The following is a 19704-nucleotide window of genomic DNA, read 5'->3' as shown; positions in this document are numbered from 1 at the left end:
GAGCCATTTTCCGCATGCTTGTGCGGCCAAATGACTCTTTTTTTCTTATTCAGGAACGCAGCTCCACGATTTTATAGGGAAGTTGAAACCCATCCAGACGGGCAAGGAACCGCTCAGCCTCTTTCAAAGGGGCGAGCAGCTGCAAATAGCGGGAGAAATAAAAGACAATCCGCTCCTGCTCCTCTTCTTGCAGGCGGTAATGGGGAAACACCGAGATATCCTGCAGGTTGTAAAAGAACGCATAACGCTCCTGTGTCAAGGGCGCACGAAACGTCCGGCTGACGACAATGTCGCCGCTCCGGTTGTCCCGCCTGTTCTCCTTTGCCGCCCCCAGGAACACCAGCCATTCTGCTGAGCGCTTCGCCCCCCATTTATCGGCGAGCATCTGGTCATTGTACTCTACTTCCAGATGGGACAGGCGCCCGTGAACACTTTCCAGCATCGCCATCAGCACTTTTCGAACCGCGAGATTGCTCGGAGAAAATTGATTGTCAAAGATATTGTATTCAAAAGAGACGTCTTCTCCCGACTGTCTCCTGTACAGCGTGATAGCCTGCATGTGGCAGTATTCCTCCTATCGCGGCAAGATGCTTTCAAAGGTCGCCCGATCCAGCTTTCGGGTAGCTGCAAACAACAGTCGTTTGGCTGCCTCGTAATCATCTCGATCCATGATTGCCGCATGACTGTGAATGTAGCGCGACGGAATCCCGATCACAGCAGACGGCACCCCTGCCCCGTGGTATTGGACCACGCCGGCGTCCGTGCCACCCTTGGCCACGTATATCTGATACGGGATGTTTTCTTCTTCACAGATTCCAATCAGGAAATCGCGAAGCTGGGTTGGCATCATGTACATGGGGTCGTACAAGCGCATCAAGACGCCGCCCCCCAGCTTGCCTCCGCCACCCTGAACACCCGGAATATCTCCGGCGGGACTGGCGTCAAGAGCAAAGAACAGATCGGGGTCAATCAGGCCGGCAGCCGTTTTTGCACCGCGAGTCCCGGCAACCTCCTCCTGTACGGTGGCTCCTACATAGACCACGTTGGGATGATTCGGGCGCTCCTTCAGTTCTTTTGCCAATTCAATCGCAAGACTGCATCCATAGCGGTTATCCCAGGCTTTGGCCATCAATCTGCGCGGATTGACCAGCGGTGTAAGCGGACAGACCGGTACGATCTGCTGTCCCGGACGGATGCCGGCTTGCTCCACCTCATGACGTGAATCCGCGCCGATATCAATGTACATATTGCGCACATCCATCGGTCGATTGCGCTGATCATCACTGAGAACATGCGGCGGAATGGAACTGATGACGCCTTCCACAGCACCTGCTGGCGTGATGACATGAACCCGCTGTGCAAGCAGAACCTGTCCCCACCATCCCCCTACAGTCTGGAAGGATAAAAAGCCTTTCTCGGAAACCCCGGTCACCATGAAACCGACTTCATCCATATGACCGGCAACCATGATCCGCGGTCCCGCTTCATCTCCGCGCATGACTCCAAACATGCTGCCCAATCGATCGTAAACGATTTCATCGGTGTATTTCTCTATATAGTCCCGCATGATCGTACGTACGGGTCCTTCAAAGCCAGATACTCCTGGCGCTTCAGTCAAGCGCTTCCACAAATCCCATTGAAATTGATTCTCCATCACGAAAATCCCTCCTCTTTCCATCCTCTTTATTATTGATCAGGGCGGGACCTTATGCAACCAGCAGGCAGGAATCTGATTTTCTCGTAACGAATGGTTATGGGCAGAATGCATGTTACGGCAAGAAAGGAAGGAAACAGCGATGACGATCACTTTCCGTAAATTGGTAGAAAAGAGTGAGTTAGAAAAACTGGAGGAACTGGAGGGAGCCGTCTGGAGTGAATCCTCCATCGTTCCCCTACATATGACGTTGACCATCGCCAAGTTTGGCGGATTGTTTCTCGGTGCCTTCGACGGTGACCGGATGATCGGTTTTCTCTACAGCTTTCCCGGCTATACGGATCAGGAGCTGCATCTCTGCTCTCACATGCTTGGATTTTTGCCCGAGTACCGGAAGCAGGGATTGGGTGTCCAGATGAAGTGGATGCAGCGCACGGAGGCACTGGCTGCCGGTTACAAGCGGATCACCTGGACGTACGACCCGCTGGAGACTGTCAATGCCTATCTGAATATCGCCAAACTGGGCGGCGTGGTGCATCGCTACATCCCCAACTGTTACGGGGAACTGGTTGACGAGATGAACAAAGGGCTGCCGACCGATCGCTTTTTGCTTGATTGGCATATTGCCAGCCAGCGGGTGAACCGATACCAGCCTGGCACGACCCATCCTCCCGCTGAGAACGTTTGGAGCGACAAAGGGCTGCCAGCGGTACTGACCTGGAACGAAAAAGACGGACTTGTACGGCCACAGGATATCGACCTGGGGCGATCAGACGAGCGCTTTTTACTCCCGGTCCCTGCCCATTTTCAGCAGGTGAAAACGGCGGATATGGAGGCGGCACGCACCTGGAGAGAAGCGACTCGCCAACTGTTTACACATTACTTTGCACAAGGCTATATCGTCACCAGTCTGGAGCGCCAGTCGTCCATTGTTTCCTATATCTTGGAGAAACGCTCCCTCCACGATGTCCTCGGCGGCTCGCTGACCGGGGAGTAAAATAGGAACCCTTTTCCGTCTGTGGTACAATGTGTAGGCAAACCACATGCCATTTTGTAAAAAGGGACGAAGAACGAATGAAGGCAACTCACTATGATGTCATTGTCATCGGCGGCGGTCCTGCCGGACTGATGACTTCGATTGCAGCTTCGGCTGAAGGCGCGCGCGTCTGTCTGTTGGAGAAAGGCTCCAAGCTGGGACGCAAGCTGATTATTTCCGGTGGCGGACGCTGTAATGTGACCAATGCCAAGGAACAGGATGAGCTAATTAAGCAGATGCCTGGAAACGGCCGTTTTCTGTTTAGCGTTTTTTCTCAATTTAACAATCGGGACATTATTCACTTTTTTGAAGAGCTGGGTGTTGCTCTTAAGGAAGAAGACCGGGGACGGATGTTTCCGGTTACGGACAAGGCGGTAACCGTCGCCAATGCCCTGATCAATCGCATGAAGCGACAAGGGGTTGAGGTGCGTCTGACCAGCCCGGTCGAGCAGATTCTCTATGAAGAGGGGCATACAGCAGGAGTACTTTTGAAAACGGGTGAGCGGCTGAGTGCCCCCTGTGTGGTCATCGCCGTAGGCGGGTGCTCTGTTCCCCAGACAGGCTCTACCGGGGACGGCTACGCATGGGCAAAAGCCGCAGGGCACACGATAACCGATCTGTATCCCACGGAAGTTCCGCTGACAGCCAATGATTCTTTTATTCGTGACAAGTCACTGCAAGGCTTGTCCCTGCGCGACGTGGAGCTGACCTTGTACGACCCGAAAGGGAAAAAGGTAAGCACCCAGGAAGGCGACATGATTTTTACCCATTTTGGCCTCTCCGGTCCAGCCGTCCTCAGACAGGGCCACTATGTCTCGGTCACGCAAAAAAAGCATGGGCCAACCCCGCTTTCCTTGACCATCGATCTGATGCCGCAAAAGCATCTGGACGAGGTGATGGCAGAGAGCTGGCAGCTCCTGGAGGAGAATCCCAAAAAAGCGGTCAAAAATGTGATCAAGGGCTATTTGCCTGATCGGCTGATCCCGATTTTGCTGTCCAAAGCAGACATTTCCGAGGAGACCACGCTCAGTCACATGCGCAAGCAGCAATGGAGAAAATTCGCTCAATTGATCAAAGCCTTTCCGCTCACGATCACTGGCACGCTTTCCTTGGAAGAAGCCTTTATTACCGGCGGCGGAGTCAGTGTCAAGGAGATTGATCCCAAAACGATGCAATCCAAGCTGATGCCTGGCCTCTTTTTTGCAGGAGAAGTGATGGATGTCCACGCTCACACCGGCGGGTATAACATCACGATCGCTTTTACGACCGGCTTCGTCGCGGGAACCCACAGCGCGCAGCTCGCCATGGCCACTCTGCAATAGAGAACGAAAAAATCGTAAAAAAACCTCTCCTTATCGGATGGAGAGGTTTACGCTTCGTTTCAACGGGAAATATAGAAAGTGGGGTTCTCTAACACACCCCAACTCCCTATATCTTCCTATATACAGGAACGTCGATCCAACAGTCGACGTTCATTTTTTTACATTGCCGTCAACCGGTACAAATAAGCAAGTCCCGCCATGATAAACGCGAAGCCTAGCAAAAAAAACGTATTCGCCCGCTGTTTGACTTTTTGCTCATCCCCTTTGAAATGGGTAAGCAAACGCTCCCTCCAGCGTTTGGTACGAGGCTGAGCCATCAGCAGACCCCCGACAGCGAGTAGAAAGAGAGGGAGGAACATTGGGTCCTCACCCCTTTTTCTTGCGCCGCAAGAGCCAACCCGTCTCTGGTTCTTCTGGGGCGTCCTCGATCATCAACCGCGCTTCCTCTGCCAACTGGTAAGCCTCGGAAAACATCAGTTGGCGGAAAGATTGTTCCGCACGAGTCAGCAATTCGTTCACCTGACGGTTCTGCCTGCGATAGCGATTCGTATACTGGATGGCACCTTCAGCAAGCTGGCAAGCTGAAATGGTCCTCTCCGCCAGTTGCTCTGTCTCGATTAACAGATCGTTGGCATCATTGATCAGCATGGCAACCTCTTCGATGTCATACCGATAAGATTCCATGACAGCTTTGATTTGTCCCAGCGTTTGGACGATATCTTCAAACAAATATTTCAGTTGATCAGGCAAACCGGGCAGATAGCTTCGCTTGATTTGCTGGCGAACCCGCACCAAGGTCTGAGAAATGCGCTCCAGCTCGTCCAAAGCTTCATCTTCGGTACGAATGTCCAGCCGCTCTGCTTGCTGTATTTCTTCCTCTTCCGGCTCTTCCTGACCCCGATTGATTTTGGGAATGACCAGCTCGTATTCGTCATCCTCCTCTGCCTCCTGGTCATATGCAGAGGCAGGAACAGGGGCTGGACTTTCCGCCACTGTCTTCGCCTTCCCATTCGTTTGCAAAAGCTCCTCGCGCTCCTGAAGGCTGATGCTGCTGTCTCGCTTCCATCCGGCTGCCGCCATCACATCTTCTTCCTGGAGAGAAGAAGCGACCACTGTCGCCGTGGTCATAGCACCCGGCGCTTCCATCCGCGCGAGTCCCAGCCTTTCTGTTCTGAGTCTTTCGGCTTCGCGTCTTTCTGTTTCGAATACTCCGGTTTCGAGTCTTTCTGTTTCCAGCTTCTCTGCGTCATCTGCCTCGATGCCGGTCGGATGCGCGGCTGCACTCTCTTCAGACAGCCCTTGCATCGGAGCATCGTCAACCGTTTCCATTCGCTCGAGCGCCCCCGTAGAAAACGACTCTACCGAATCCGTCTCGGAGCCTGTGGTCTTATCTGGAGATTCGTTTACTGCCGTCGCCGGTTCGGCAGACCCAGCCGCCTCCCGCTGAGCCAGGACCATCTCTTCCATGCTTTGATAGGTAGAATCGATCAGTACCTCGAAAGCCTGGACATGGGTTTCCAGCATCTTCAGATTGCCTTCCTCCAGCGCAGCCTTGGCTGCAAGCATCAGCTGTTTGGCCTGCAAAAGAGCATTTGACCAGGTGTGCTGATCCCGATCGTACCCGTCACCCACAACCTGGGAAATTCCTTCCTCCAACTGACGGAGCTCCTCCGGGATTTCCTTCAGGACGCGGTCCCGCCATTGCGGGGTTTTTTCGATGGCCATTGAAATATCGCCTAGAATCTTTTGCGCCTTCAGGGTCATATCGTAAGCCGTGTTATCGTCTCCTGCTGCCCGCAATTCCTTGATTTTGCTGCGCATCACTTCGACCTCATCCAGACCCGCTTTCAACTCATGAAAGGTCAGACCGTATTCGAGGCGAAGATCAGAGAGTCTGCGTTCCACCTGTTCCAATTGTTTCCCAATTTCTGGTATGGCCAGCTTACTCTCTTTTTTCTTGGCAACGACTTTGGTGGTATCTGATTTTAACTCATGCAGCTCCTGTTCAATCGCCGTCAGACTTTCCCTGGCCTCCTCAAGCAAGCCCAGTGCCAGTTTGAATCGGAAGCGGTCGCACGCCTCTTCTGCATCCAAAATCATCATGTCCACGTCAGGCATGCGATTACGCAGCAAATTCTCTTTGCGGTCGGCCAGCATCAGGTAATTTTCCTCTGTTTTGCCGGTGGAGCGTCGAAGCTGTTTATCGACTTCGATCACATTGATCTTTTCGATTAGCTCGTCTTTCCAATCTTCCACATCATCCACTTGGTGAAAAATCGCGCGGCGGCGAATCATCGCGTAGATCAAAGCTCCCGCAAGCGCCGCAAACCCAGCGCCAGCAGCATACAGCCACCAGGGTAGCTGAGGCAAGCCAGAGGTTGATTGCAATTCCTCCTTGGCAGGATCTTCCGCTTTTGGCGTATCTGCCGGCTTGCCTGAAGTCTGCTTCCTGTGGAGCTCTGCTTCCACCTCTCCCAGGAAGGTTTGAATCCCGGCCAAATACTCTCTTTGATTTTTGAACGGGTCAAAATAAGCGGTTATTTTATCATGGAGCATCGTCAAATCGGCTCCTTGAGACTGGAGCTCAGGTCCTGGATAGACACCGAGCTGCTCACGCGTGATGTCGAGTACGACCATCAAGTACTCATCAGGCAGGTTGTAATTGTCAAAGAGCCTTTGGGCGTATTCGTCGGGACTTTCCGCCTCTGGCTGCGTGCTTTCCACAACAATAATTTTGTAAGAGCCAGGCAATTGCTTGAGAGCTTCTGTGATCTTTTGACGATCATTTTTTTGCGTATAATTGCCTGTATCCTGAATCACTTCATCGGTTTTGTCCGGAAAAGGCGTAGCCATCGCCGGTTGGCTATATAACATCATTCCTGCAAGGCAGAGCAGGACCCATTTTTTCTTCACGGTTAGGACATCCCCTTAGCGTAAAATTCCCTATAGGTGAGTTTTTTGATCAATCCTGATTGTAAGGCAAACAAAGCCTGTTATGCAAAGAACGCATGACTTCAGTGAACAGCCAATCGGCAAATTCGGCTGAAGCGGGTTCCTGATAGTACACTTCCCGCACAGATTGCGGATGTAAAAAAGGATATATCAACTGACTGGCGGTCATCAATAGGACATGATCGACGGATACCGGAAGAAAATCACCGCTGGCGATTCCTTCCTCGATCGGCCTTGCGATCCCGTGTTTCCACCGACTCATATACAGCGTCATCACTTCGCGGGCCAGAATGGATTCCACGCTAAGTTCCCGTTGAATCAATCTGGTGGTAGAGGCGTGTTCACATTGAAAGGTGAGATACAATCGGATGACTTCTTCCAGCCGCTCCAGGGGTGGACGAGCTGCCATGTGTTGCTCCAATTCCCCCAGCTGCTCAAACAAAGTCTCAAAGTAGGAGGAAATCAGTCTCTCCAGCACACCCTGCTTCCCTTTGAAATAATAAGAGATCAGGGCAACATTGACATCAGCCTGTTCGGCAATTTGCCTGACACTGGTGCCGTGAAATCCATTTCTGTCAAAAAGAATGGCGGCAGCGGACAAAATGCGCTGTTTGGTCTGGTCCATCCGTCCTACTCCTTTCCTCATTTTCGCCTTTTCTCGATGAGCCGGCTGAGGAAGTATCGTCCTTCATTTTACAGACCATATCGCATGAAAAGATAGTCCTGTATGTAGTTCGACAAAGTTTTCCAGTATTCCTCCTAAACTCGTACAAGGTATGATAAAAGTACGATGGAGGGGGAACTGCATGAAGCGAGCATGGATATGTCTGACGATTCTCATTGTTTTGTTTTCCCTGTCCCCAAGCGGCATCGAAGTATCCAATCGCTACGGGAATGCGGGAAGTCTCTTCCATAGGAATAACGATCAACTCCTGCGAATCGTTACATATAATATCCGCGGTTGTCGAAATGACGCCGGTTTTGCTGATCCTGCTGCCGTGGCCAGCGAGCTGGCAAGCCTGCAGGCCGATGTGATCACGCTGCAGGAGGTGGACAACGGCTTGCCTCGATCCCGTTTTCAAAATCAGGTGGAACGAATTGCCCAAATCCTCGGCATGAACTATGCCTATGGTCCATCCCTTCACCTGCTGGTAGGCACCTATGGAAATGCCGTGCTCAGCGTCTTTCCGATTCAATCAGCCGATTTACTGCCGCTTCCTTCGGGCCTCGAGTCAAGAAGCGTCCTGAAGGTAACACTCAACATAAATGGTTCTCCCTTCGATGTGTATACCACGCACCTTGGGCTAGGTGCAGCCGAAAGAGGCAGACAAAGCCTGTTTTTATCGGCCTACTTGCGCAAAAATTCAGGTAACCCTGCCGTACTTGCCGGAGACTTTAACGCCTCATCTCATGACAAGATTTTCAAAGATATTCGCACGCTTTTTCATGATCCTCTCTATGAGCAAAAACTGGAGCTGATCACACTGCCTGGAAAAACAGGCAAGGGAAGAGGGATTGATCATATCCTGCTCTCGCCCCGTCTCCTTTTTCAAACTGCCGAGGCGCCACGAATCGGACATTCTGATCATTATCCCGTACTGTTTACAACGCTGCTCGCCCCTGCCGATGCCAAGCAGAATGAAGAGAAAACCGCTCTTCCCAATACTGTACCCGGTTTTATTCAAGAAAAAACGTTCACTCATACTTTACACGAGAGTGAACGTTAGTAGATGGCTCCAGCTATATCGGGCGACTCCTTCCTGCTCCCGCACCGCTCTATGGCTGCGGTAATGTCATCGGCTGCCCGTAATTTTGCAGAACCGTTTCCACCTGCGAATACTCGCGAATCCGCTGATCATTGGCAGTGTATACCGAGCGGATTGACATCGTCATATTGGCAGGAAGCATCGTATGCCTGTTGTAGTAAATTGTGTACTCCGCTTCTAGCTCCATCTGATTGATCAGCTCATCCACACGCGGGTCTGCTTGCTGGATCATCGCGCCTTTTCTCGACCGATTCCAGGTTCCCTCTGAAAGGGAGAGCGCATATTTCACACGAGGCTGGTGGATCGCCTCACCCTGCTGCATCACGCCCATGCCCTCTGATTGCGCGGTGGCACTGGTCTGTTCCTTCATCTGCTCGGCCAGCCAGCTTTTCAATTTCGCCGAATCCAGAACGACTCGAACGGCAGTCAGATCATTATTGGCATGGCGATTATTTAGCGGGATTACGCTTTTTTTCATTTCATTCATTTGCTCCATGGCAAATACCGGGTCCCAGTTGTTCAGTTCCTGGCGAAAAACCGCATCCCTTCCCGCAGCGCTCTGCCAGCCCTGCGTACCTTCAGTCATGACGTATAATTGCTGATCCTTCTTTAACAGTGACAGGCTCTTCGCCTGATTTTGCTCCGGCACAGAGAAATCCACCTTCATCGCGATATCGGCCCCCTGTTTTTGTCCGGTAAAATTGACGAGATTGCCGTTCGCTGATTGTCCGGCCATCAGCTTGGTCCTGCCATGGAAGGAAAACGTCTGCTGTTCCATAAAACGGTCGCGTACCTGTTCAAAAGCGGATTCCGGATTTTGTTTCACACCCATCTGGTTGCAACCGGCAAGAGCTGTACACCACAGGCTAAAAAGCACGATGCTCCATGCTTTGCGCATTTTCGTCCCTCCTCTTCATCACGATTAGGGTTTCCGAGGAAGAATAGGCTTATTCTGTGTTAGAAGATGCGCGGCCATGAAAGGGATTTGAACGGCTATTTACAAGGAGTAATAAAGGACGCCTTCGACCTCTCTGGATTCCAGTTGATGCAGGATTTTCAACAAATCGATATGACCCAGCGTTTCCGAAAGAGTCAAAGGCAATTCCTGTTCATACAACAAGGGGAACAGCAGCGCATTCAGTTCATACGCCGTCTTTTCCCCATCCTGAAGCAGCTGTCTGAGACGATCTGTCCGCTCCCAATTTTTCTGCAGACGCTGCAAAATCAGCTCGCGATGACCGACGACCGGCTCTCCATGGCCGGACAAAGCCAAATCAATCTCCATGTCTGCACACATCTGCAGCGCAGTGCGGTATTGGACGAGCGTCAGTGGACGTGCTTGCGACTGATCACGCGGCGGCTCGATGAAGGCGTTGGACGAGATCCGCTTGATAATGTGGTCGCCGGCGATCATGACGCGGTCTTTCTCTCTGTACAGGGACAAATGGCTTTGCGAATGTCCCGGCGTGTAAAGAACTTTCCATTCCGCAAGTCCGGGAATCGTCTGATCATGCTTGAGCGTCACATCAATCTGGCTGCGCTCGGCAAAGGTGGTGATCAGCTTGTGGTATTTTTCGATGATGATCAGTTTCTCATCGGGCACTCCGCTTTCCCTGTACAATTCATAGAAAAAGCGATCATGGAAGTCCAGAAAATCCTGATCGATTTCGACGTACGGAACTGCCAGAGGATGTGCAAAAGTGGTTGCACCGGAGATGCGGCGGATTCGCTCCAATTGGCCGCAATGATCGACATGATGATGAGTCAGCACAATCTGCTCAATCTCTTCAGGGCGGATCTGAATGGACTCCAGACCAGCCATCAGCGCGCTCCACGCTCCTTCTGTCAACGGACCAGCATCGACCAGTGTAAGCTTTTCCCCTTGCAACAGATAGAGATTGACCGGGCCGACGGAAAAAGGCGTCGGGATTTCGATCTGGTAGATTCCTGGCGCCACTTCCACTGCTTTTTTGAACGGTTGTTGTTTCGACATTTGTTATCCTCCCACTTTTGAAAAAGAAAAGAGCCAACACGGCTCCTACGCTAAGATAACTTGGTTTCTGCCTTTATTCTTCGCTTCGTACAAAGCGATATCCGCATGGTAAAACAGGGATTCGACACTGATATCTCCGGTCAGTTCCCGGTTCCATTTGGCAAGACCGCACGAGATCGTAACAGATGGAGACGTCTCTTTTTCTACATAGCTGCGTATCCGCTCCGCGATTCCATGAGCCGTAGCCTTGTCTACTCGCGGCAGGTATACGGCCAGCTCCTCTCCGCCCCAGCGTGCCGGAATATCCGTTTCCCGAATATGACGCTTGATCGAATTGGCGACTTGTATCAGCACCTCGTCCCCTACCTGATGTCCGTAGGTGTCGTTTACTTTTTTAAAGTAGTCGATGTCGATCAGGATCAAGGAACCAAAGCTGTCCTTTTCCAGGGAAGCCTGCACACGCTCATTCAGGTACCGTCTCGTATACAGACCCGTCAGATTATCTGTGATAACCATACGTTCCACTTCGTTATGAAGCATGGCATTGGTCATCGCCAAGCTGGCGTGCTGCCCGAAAATCTCCAAAAGCTTATAATCATCAAAACTGAAAAAATGATGGCGTGAATCTCCAACGATCAAGACACCCCCCAGTTCCCCCTCTACGACCAGAGGAACCCCCATCAAGGAAGAAAACGACATTTGGGAGACACATGGAAACAGGGAAAAGGAAATCGGCTCTGAGCCAGGCGGCACAAGCAACAAGGCCTGTTTGCTCGATAATATCTCTGCGACTGGACTATCCTCTGCCCGGATCATCCGCCCCTGACACTCAGGCAACGAAGAGGAAATGACCCGAAATGTCTCCTGTCCAGGCTGCTTTTGCAAAATGGCGCAATACTCGGTAGAGAAGGTCTCCAGCAGCATGTCGATGACAAAATCGAGAATCTCTTGCAGATTCAGGCTTCGATTCAATTGTCTGGCCATCTCGTTGATCAGTCGCAGCTCCCTGATGAGATTGCGCGATTGTTGATACAGCTGAGCATTTTCAAAAGCTTTTCCTGCTGTCTCTGCCAGGATGGAAATATATTCGGTTTCATGCGGGCTGAGAAAGACCGTCCGATCCGTTATCAACTGCAATACTCCGTATATGCCTTGTTTGCCGAGAAGCGGAGCCGCAAGTACGGCGACAGTCGCTCCGTCCCTCTCTTCATAGTCCATCACAAGATTGCCTTCCAGATAAGCCCTCGTACTTGTCGAAGCGTCATCATCGTGGAAGGAAAGCGGCTTGACCGGTATTGTGGCATTCGTTTCCACTGTGAGAAACAAGTCTACCGATGCGTGCGGATACAAAAACCGGATGCTGTTGATAATCTCTTGCAACACGTCATTGACGTCAATCGATGCCTGGATCTTGGTCATCAGCTGGTAGAGCAGGTCTTTCTTGCTTGCATCCCTTCGTAAATCGTCTGCGACTATGGTCCGCAAAAGAGCATAGCTTGCTTTTTCACCAACCTCCTGCAGAAAAGCAACATCCCGCTCATCATAGCGATGGGCATCCTCTGCAGACAAGTGCAGAAACAGGACGTAGAGGGGCTTTCCTTCGCAGGTAATCGGCAGAATGACAGTGCGATAATCATCTTCTACAGACGGCGTTAACGGCTCACCAGCAAAACGGGCTGCCAACCGAGTGATCTCATATGGGCGCTCGGGATCTTCTGCTTTTTCTGTCGTGTGATACTCTGGTAGAATCAGCATCCCTTGCTCACTCAGCTTAATAGCGGAACAATATCCCTTTTGAATGATGTCGGCGATTTGGTGAATCAAGCTGTTCAGCAGATCTTTGGTGTTGTCATGACGGTTCAGCTTCATGATGATCTCTGTGGTCGCGTGCTGGATATAGGCGTCATATCCCATACGGATCAGCGAATCAAGTCCCCGTATGTAGGACGCCAGATCAAATGCGATCTCCTTTTGCGGCGCGGCCATCCCGATGACAGCCCGAATGCGTCCGTCATGCTCTTTGAGCGGGAATGCCCCAAAAACCACATCTCCGTCCTGGGATGTATGGACAGCAATCTCCCCCGTACGCAGCGCCTGGAAGACGGAAGAGTGGGTATCCGTACAAAGTTGACGACCGGTCTGGAAGTCAAGTCTGTTGGGATTCCAAGATTGGCCAACTTGCATTTCCATGATCGTAACCACTTTGCCGGCTGAATCTGTCAAGAAAAGAATGCCCGGGCGCTTTTCCGGCCAGGATAGCAGCATGAAGTGGGCCATGTAGGAAAAGACCGTCTCTAACTTTCCCAACATTTTACTTGACACACAATACTCCCTCTCTCAGCTTTTTTTAACTTTCGGCATGATTGGGTTAGCTATTATGAATAGGTTGTAAGTCCAAGTGCAACGAAGGCTTCGCCAATGTCTATGCGAAGCCGTGTTGTTTCGTGCGAAGCCGTGTTGTTTCGAATCAGCCTTCCAAATGCGCAGTATCGTTGATGGCAACGACTTCCCACTGTTCCTCAGTGTAATGGAGCCGGTTGATTCCTGTATTATCTATTCTGGTAATTCCCGTTCCCTGCTCACCTTTGGTCACATCCAACAGAAAGCTGTTGATCAGGCCCCCGTGGGAAACCACGACAACGGATTGACCCGCGTGCTTGACAGCGATCTCGGTCAGCGCTTCTGATGCGCGCTTTTGCATTTCCCCCATGGTCTCGATGCCGCAAGCCGTCTCGTCCATATCTTTGAAACGGGCCCGAATTTCCTCATAAGTGAGGCCTTCCCAATCCCCGTAGCATCGTTCGCGCAGGGTGGGCAAGGTGAAAACAGTATCGGAACCGATTGCTTCCGCGATGCACTCTGCAGTCTTCTTGGCACGGATCAAATCGCTGGCATACACCGCCGAAATAGGCTCCCCTTGAAAACGGGCAGCCACTTTTTGTGCCTGGCTGACGCCCTCTTGATTTAATTCGATATCACTATGGCCTTGAATCCGGCGAGCCAGATTCCAATCGGTTTCTCCATGGCGAATGAGGTAGATGACCGTATGCAAATATGTTTCCTCCTCAGCCGTGATTCTTTGGTGAACTCACATTTATTATATAAGATGAATGTTCCCAATTCCATAACGATTCGGTATAAACCGGGACAAAATCCCCATTTTCCTCCTCTGTTATCTTTCTTCTTCCAAAATGACTGAAACGTTACTTTCCCTGCCAGCGTCAGATGTGATGAAAGCAAGTTACCAGACATCTTGGAGGGATATCTATGAAAAAGCTATTGATCCGCTCTGGATCGATTGTTTTGACTGCCAGTCTGCTGGCTCCCGGCGCCTTGGCGTACGGTGATGCGATGGCTGCTTCTTTCCCTGCCGCCTCATCCTCGGCTGATTCTTCTACTTCTTCGTCACCTAGCACACCGGCCTCTTCGGCAAGACCTGCCGGCAACAGTTCTTCACCGGCTGTCGGCAAAGTAAAGCTTTCCAAGGAAGCTGCTTTAAAAATCGCCAGTTCCTTTGTGTCAACAGACAATCTGGAGCTAAGCAATGTTTCCTTCCGCTCCGCCGATGACTGGCGAGCATTTCCGGAATGGACGTTTTTCTGGGTGAGCAGAGGAAAGAATCAAAAGGAGATTGAGCGTTCCTATACCGTTGGCATTCATGCGGATACGGGTGAACTGACGGCTTTCTCCTCCTACGATCAGAAAGCTTCCTCCCCTGATTATGCCAATCGCATCTCCTATCAGGATGCACAAGCGAAAGCCGAGCAGTTCTTCGCTGCCAATGTCCCAGGAAAGCGAAAGCAGACACGTCTGTACACACAGGACATGCCCGTACAAAAAACACCTTTGAATGCCGATGCGTCTTATACGTTTCACTTTGTTCGCCTGGTGGATGACATTCCCTTCCCTGACAACGGCGTTGAAATTACGATCAATCCTTCCGGAGCGGTAAGCAATTTCTCCGTTTCCTGGAATGACTCTGTAATTTTTGACAAAGAGCAGAAAGGGCTGACCCTCGAGGAGGCCGAACAGCGCTTTCGCGAAGAAGTAAAGCCTGACATGGCCTATACCCTCCCGTGGGAGTCGATGGGCGATAACAGGGAAAAGCCGCTTCTCGTCTATGCCAATCCCTTTTCTTTCTATCTGGATGGAAAAGATGGATCTGTCCTGACGCCTTCCCTGAAACCTCAAAAGAAGCTCGCAGAACCAGTCCCTGTGAGCAAGACATCGCTTGCGCCGCGCCATCGCGGGGGAGCACTTAGCCAGGATGAGGCTGTCTCTGCCGTTCAGAAGATGTTTGACCTCTCGGGCTACACCCTGCGCTCTGCCAACTATAGTGACAAGGATTATCGCGGCGGAAAAGCCGTCTGGTACCTCGACTTTGAAAATGGCGCAAAGAAACAAAATACTTCCGTTGCCGTAGATGCCTTGAACGGAGATATTTACAACTACAACAGCTACCGAATTGATCCTTCGGAAAAAGAAACCGTCAAAGCGATCGACAGGAAAGCTTTTCAAAAGCGCGCCGTTGAAGATTTGAAGAAATACGCTCCGACTCTGGCCGACAAGCTTTATCTGCTTGATTCTGCGCAAGAAGAGGATGAGCAAACAGGGAAAGAGGTGACGGTCAGCTTCATCCGCTTGGAAAACGGCGTCCGTGCTGCAACCGGCTCAGCACACCTCACGTATAACACGGTCAGCAACGAGTTGCTCTCTTTTAACGTTGATATCGGACGGGAAAGCTATCCGTCTCAACTGCCCGCCCATTTGTCAGCAGAAAAAGCAACAGAGGCCTGGCTGAAGGAAGCAAAGCCGGAAGCCGTCTATATGCTGGAGCGGCTGCCCGCAAGACCGCTGGAGCGGGAAAGCCAAGGCGAGATTGCTGTAATGCCCCTGACCAAACGAGAGGCGAAGCTGGTTTACCGGATGTCGATCACTCCCTACGAGGCTCCATATGTGCTTGATGCTGTCACCGGTGAATGGCGGAGTCAGGCAAACGGAAAGACTGTCGAGTTGCACCGTACACCGCCCGCTGATCTGGAGGGACACAAAGCAGAGAAGGAACTGCTGCTGATGTACGAATACGATGCTCTGTCACTGACAGACGGCAAGATCATGCCAAATAAAGAGATTACCCGCGGAGAAATGATTGAGATGCTGATGCTCAGCCTGAACCAGGGCCGTCTTTATCCGGTTGCAGGAGAGCGCAAGGCGAGCTTTGCCGATGTGGCCAACACCTCCCGCTTCTTCGCTGCCGTGGAAGCAGCGGTAGACCGGGGACTTTTGGACCGGAATGCTGCCTCGCTGAAGCCTGACGAAAAGATCACCCGTGAAGAACTGGCTGACATGCTGGTTCGCGCACTCGGCTACCGGAAGCTGGCCGAATACTCGGAGATGTTCCAATCGGATTTGACTGATATTTCCGGAGCCAAGCATCGCGGCGCGATCATCATCGTAAATGGGCTGGGCATCATGCCTGCCAACAAGGAATTCCAGCCTGACGAAAGCGTTACACGGGCAGACGCCGCCGTCGCATTTGTCCGATTCTTGGAGAAGCGCAGCCAACTGGAAGCACCGCCTTCCCTACAGTTTTAACGGATAAGAAAGCTCGTAGCTGATAGAGAAACAAGAGAGCTTAAGCCGCGTGCTGCCAAGTATGCTGCTCCCCATTTTTTCTTGACATTCTCCTTGCAAAACCTATAATATTGATTGTATGTGTACAGGGTAGCATTGATTGTAGGTAAAAACGGGAGGTTAGCCCTCTTAGTTTCGTCCCTTTGCAGGCAGCGGCTGAACTCCTGCCCAGGAGCACGATGCGGAAACGCTACCGTCCGAAGTTCGTGTAGATAAAGATGAAACTAGCCTCACGGAAGTAAACACCTGCGAATCCAACTTAAAGGAGAATGAATACATGCGTTACACAGGACCTCGTCACAAACTGGCCCGTCGTCTGGGTATCTCCCTGGACGGTACAGGCAAAGACATTAAACGTAATTTCCCGCCAGGCCAACACGGTCACAACAACCGTCGCAAGCTGAGCGAATACGGTCTCCAGTTGCAAGAAAAACAAAAGCTGCGCCACATGTTCGGTGTAAACGAGAAGCAATTCCGTCGCACATTCGATCAAGCTGGCAAAATGGCTGGCGTTTTGGGTGAAAACTTCATGAAGCTGCTGGAATCCCGTTTGGATAACGTAGTATACCGCATGGGCTTCGCACCTACTCGCCCTGCAGCTCGTCAGCTTGTAAACCACGGTCATTTCCTGGTAAACGGTAAAAAAGTGAACATTCCTTCCTACCGCGTACAACCAGGTGACGTGATCTCCGTTCGTGAAAAATCCAGCAGCCTGCAAATCATCAAGGATGCTGTGGAAGCACGCAACTTCCTGCCGAACTACATCACGTTCAACGACAGCAAACTGGAAGGTACATTCAACCGCCTCCCAGACCGCGAAGAAATGCCTGCTGAAATCAACGAAGTTCTGATCGTTGAGTTCTACAGCCGTTAATCTCTCGGTTTATAAAAAAGAGCAGCGCCGTTCATCGGCCTGCTCTTTTTTGCTGTTATGAACCAGATGAATTTCTTACGCCGCCTTCCACAAACACTGAGCAATCAAAAAGGCCCCCTTCTGAAAAGTGGAGGCCCATCACTTGGGAAAAGGCAGGAGACGGAGCAGGATTGTATCATCAAAAGTCCGTGAGAGGTAAGCTCGTCAAGAGTCAGTTGTCAGTCGTGATCCGTTTGACTTTCATCACCAGTTCTCTTTTGTAAAAAAGTGCTTCAATACGCCTGAAGCTGCGGCGCTCACACTCTCCTGCTTTGCTGGACAAGCCAGCTTTCGAAAGAAAAGTCCCCTTTTCTCCCCAAAGCCGGACTGTCCGGCTATTCTCCCATGTAGCTGGCAGCGTCAAAATCAAGTGTCAGAGAATGGTTTGCCGTCTCAATCTTACTGGACAAGAGGTTGGCTCGACGCTCCAGCTTCTTTCCTGATTCTCGATATGTATCGGGATCGTAGGTAGCGACGCTGATCAGATCGCTCCCCCCTTCATGAAAGCGGGGCCGTCCGTGGTAAGGGGAGGAAGAAGCGCGTTCAATCTTTTTGCGTACCCCCAGACTTTTAAACTCCCCTGCTTCTTGCCTCATTTGTTTGGCGAGCTCAATCGCTTCGATCAAGGAGATGAAACGGCCATCCCACTCTACGACCTCTTTCAAATTAGCCTCTGCGATCAATCTGTTCAAACGAAGATAATCGGTGCGCGCCTGATTCAGTTCCGCTGTAATCATCTCAACTGTGCGCTCAGGGAATTCCGGTGTTTCACCTTTTGCAATGATGACCGCAGAAAACTCCATCCGCTCTTCCCTCAGCTCATCGATTTGTCGTTCAATCGACCTGCGTAAAGGAATGGCTTGGGCCAGTGTTATCATCTGCTTCCACTCCGTTTCTATATGAGCCTTCCTACAATTTGACTCAACAGAGCTGGAAAAGTTTCGAAAACAGGAAAAAAGGCCCAGCGCTAAGCTGTATCCTAGCGCTGGAGCCTCTGCTGTGGTTCCTGTTTTTTACTGTTTCCGTGCGATTTATCCCAGCTTCAGTTTGGCAAACTTGCGCTTGCCCACCTGAACCACCATCTCGTCAGCAAGTGCTACCTGCTGGTTAATGTCACTTACTTTTTCCTCATTGATTTTGACCGCTCCCTGCTGCACCATCCGGCGCGCCTCGCCTTTTGAGTCTGCCAGCTTCAGGTCAAATACCAGGTTGACAATATTGGCTTCTCCGTTTTCGTAGGCGGAGAGATCCACCGCGACCTCAGGAATATCCGTTGGCAATGCACGTTGCTGGAAGACGGTTTTAAAGTAGTTCTCGGCCGCTTCAGCTGCTTCTTCGCCGTGGTACATCCGTACGAAGGTTTTCGCCAGATTCATTTTGGCATCACGCGGGTGGATGCTGCCATCCGCAAGTCCCGCGCGGAGTGCTTCCAGCTCTTCATTGGAAATATCGGTAGCCAGTTCCCAGTAGCGAACCATCAGCTCATCTGGGACGGACATGGCTTTGCCGTAAATTTCATTCGCCGGCTCATTGACGCCGATATAGTTGCCCAGGCTTTTGGACATCTTCTGCACGCCATCGAGACCTTCCAACAGCGGCATGGTAATAATCACCTGCTGCTCCTGCCCGTATTCCTTTTGCAAGTTGCGCCCCATCAACAGGTTGAACTTCTGGTCTGTTCCCCCCAGCTCCACATCACACTGCAGAGCGACGGAATCGTAGCCTTGCATCAAAGGGTAGAAAAACTCATGCAGGGAGATAGGCTGCTCACTTTTGTAGCGCTTCTCGAAATCGTCACGCTCCAGCATGCGCGCCACCGTCGTCTTGGCGGCCAGTTCCACGATATCGGCGAAGGTCAAGGGAGAGAGCCACGCAGAGTTGTAATGGATTTCGATACGGCTCGCATCCAATACCTTTCCAAATTGTTCCACATAGCTTTTTGCATTTTCTTTGACTTGCTCTTCCGTCAACGGCTTGCGCGTCTCTGATTTTCCGGTGGGGTCCCCGATCCGTCCGGTAAAATCACCAATCAGCAGCTGCACAGTATGTCCCAGCTCCTGAAATTGGCGCATTTTTTGCAGCACAACCGTATGGCCGACGTGAATATCCGGGGCGGATGGGTCCAGACCCAGTTTCACCTTCAGCGGCTGGCCGGTGACGACGAATCTCTCCAGCTTGCGGCGCAAGTCCTCTTCTGGAATAATCTCCATCACACCGCGGCGAATGATCGCCAGTTGACGTTCAACCTCCTGCTTTTGCGCTTCGTTCAGTGTGAATGTTTGCGTGTTTTGTTCCGTGCTCATGGCTCTGCCAACTCCTCTTTTTCTTCAGAATACAAATGGTGCTTTCCTCGCCTTTTCTACGTTAGCCGTGAAAGGGTAGCGAAACTTTTGGAAAACATAAAAAATCTCGCCCCTCTGTAGGGACGAGATTG

The 19704-nt window shown here is 51.4% G+C and carries 16 protein-coding genes; 5 read left to right on the top strand and 11 right to left on the bottom strand.

The genetic code is table 11. From position 1 onward, the window contains the following. Window positions 1–49 precede the first annotated feature (49 nt). Window positions 50–559 carry a hypothetical protein gene (locus tag NDK47_RS07960; RefSeq protein WP_251874313.1) on the bottom strand — a complete coding sequence of 170 codons (510 nt, stop codon included), beginning with the start codon at window positions 557–559 and terminating at the stop codon, window positions 50–52. Between the two features lie 15 nt (window positions 560–574). Beyond that, a complete protein-coding gene (locus NDK47_RS07955; protein WP_251876053.1) occupies window positions 575–1654 on the bottom strand; it encodes a M42 family metallopeptidase in 1080 nt (359 codons plus the stop codon). 142 nt (window positions 1655–1796) lie between these two features. On the opposite strand from NDK47_RS07955, the gene NDK47_RS07950 reads away from it, so the two are divergent. After that, window positions 1797–2651, top strand: coding sequence for a GNAT family N-acetyltransferase (locus NDK47_RS07950; protein WP_251874312.1), 855 nt, complete (start codon window positions 1797–1799; stop codon window positions 2649–2651). A gap of 77 nt (window positions 2652–2728) precedes the next feature. After that, window positions 2729–4012 (top strand): BaiN/RdsA family NAD(P)/FAD-dependent oxidoreductase, encoded by a 1284-nt coding sequence (locus NDK47_RS07945; protein WP_251874311.1) that lies wholly within the window; start codon window positions 2729–2731, stop codon window positions 4010–4012. A 158-nt stretch (window positions 4013–4170) separates the two neighbouring features. On the opposite strand, the gene NDK47_RS07940 is transcribed toward NDK47_RS07945, so the two are convergent. Genes NDK47_RS07940 through refZ form a run of 3 tightly spaced genes read right to left on the bottom strand, consistent with a single transcriptional unit; the run spans window position 4171 to window position 7589 of the window. Continuing rightward, window positions 4171–4329 (bottom strand): hypothetical protein, encoded by a 159-nt coding sequence (locus NDK47_RS07940; protein WP_322112085.1) that lies wholly within the window; start codon window positions 4327–4329, stop codon window positions 4171–4173. A gap of 49 nt (window positions 4330–4378) precedes the next feature. Further along, on the bottom strand, window positions 4379–6925 hold the full coding sequence (locus tag NDK47_RS07935) for a septation ring formation regulator EzrA (RefSeq protein WP_251874309.1): 2547 nt from the start codon (window positions 6923–6925) through the stop codon (window positions 4379–4381). A 49-nt stretch (window positions 6926–6974) separates the two neighbouring features. Further along, window positions 6975–7589 carry a forespore capture DNA-binding protein RefZ gene (gene refZ, locus NDK47_RS07930; RefSeq protein ID WP_251874308.1) on the bottom strand — a complete coding sequence of 205 codons (615 nt, stop codon included), beginning with the start codon at window positions 7587–7589 and terminating at the stop codon, window positions 6975–6977. Between the two features lie 181 nt (window positions 7590–7770). Between refZ and NDK47_RS07925 the strand changes: the two genes are divergently transcribed. Continuing rightward, window positions 7771–8691, top strand: coding sequence for an endonuclease/exonuclease/phosphatase family protein (locus NDK47_RS07925; protein WP_251874307.1), 921 nt, complete (start codon window positions 7771–7773; stop codon window positions 8689–8691). A gap of 49 nt (window positions 8692–8740) precedes the next feature. On the opposite strand, the gene NDK47_RS07920 is transcribed toward NDK47_RS07925, so the two are convergent. From NDK47_RS07920 to NDK47_RS07905, 4 genes are all read right to left on the bottom strand, one after another. Beyond that, window positions 8741–9628, bottom strand: a complete 888-nt coding sequence (locus NDK47_RS07920; RefSeq protein ID WP_251874306.1) for a hypothetical protein — start codon at window positions 9626–9628, stop codon at window positions 8741–8743. 99 nt (window positions 9629–9727) lie between these two features. Beyond that, window positions 9728–10723, bottom strand: a complete 996-nt coding sequence (locus NDK47_RS07915; protein WP_251874305.1) for an MBL fold metallo-hydrolase — start codon at window positions 10721–10723, stop codon at window positions 9728–9730. Between the two features lie 45 nt (window positions 10724–10768). Then, entirely contained in the window at window positions 10769–13045 is a 2277-nt protein-coding gene (locus tag NDK47_RS07910) for a sensor domain-containing diguanylate cyclase (protein ID WP_251874304.1), read from the bottom strand. Window positions 13046–13190: 145 nt separating this feature from the next. Beyond that, the gene (locus NDK47_RS07905) at window positions 13191–13775 is read right to left on the bottom strand and encodes a histidine phosphatase family protein (protein ID WP_251874303.1); all 585 of its coding nucleotides are present in this window, start codon (window positions 13773–13775) and stop codon (window positions 13191–13193) included. A 215-nt stretch (window positions 13776–13990) separates the two neighbouring features. Between NDK47_RS07905 and NDK47_RS07900 the strand changes: the two genes are divergently transcribed. Further along, window positions 13991–16318, top strand: a complete 2328-nt coding sequence (locus NDK47_RS07900; RefSeq protein WP_251874302.1) for a YcdB/YcdC domain-containing protein — start codon at window positions 13991–13993, stop codon at window positions 16316–16318. A gap of 316 nt (window positions 16319–16634) precedes the next feature. Then, complete coding sequence (gene rpsD, locus NDK47_RS07895) at window positions 16635–17231, top strand: 30S ribosomal protein S4 (protein ID WP_251874301.1); 597 nt, start codon at window positions 16635–16637, stop codon at window positions 17229–17231. A 374-nt stretch (window positions 17232–17605) separates the two neighbouring features. Here rpsD and NDK47_RS07890 read toward each other — a convergent pair whose 3' ends face one another. Together NDK47_RS07890 and tyrS are read right to left on the bottom strand one after the other, a co-directional pair. Beyond that, complete coding sequence (locus tag NDK47_RS07890) at window positions 17606–18148, bottom strand: hypothetical protein (RefSeq protein WP_251874300.1); 543 nt, start codon at window positions 18146–18148, stop codon at window positions 17606–17608. 153 nt (window positions 18149–18301) lie between these two features. After that, window positions 18302–19573: a tyrosine--tRNA ligase gene (gene tyrS, locus NDK47_RS07885; RefSeq protein WP_251874299.1), complete on the bottom strand. Its 1272-nt coding sequence runs from the start codon at window positions 19571–19573 to the stop codon at window positions 18302–18304. Window positions 19574–19704: the final 131 nt, after the last annotated feature.

This window comes from Brevibacillus ruminantium (genome assembly GCF_023746555.1).
Taxonomy (GTDB): domain Bacteria; phylum Bacillota; class Bacilli; order Brevibacillales; family Brevibacillaceae; genus Brevibacillus; species Brevibacillus ruminantium.
This window is presented reverse-complemented; position numbering and strand designations above follow the sequence as displayed.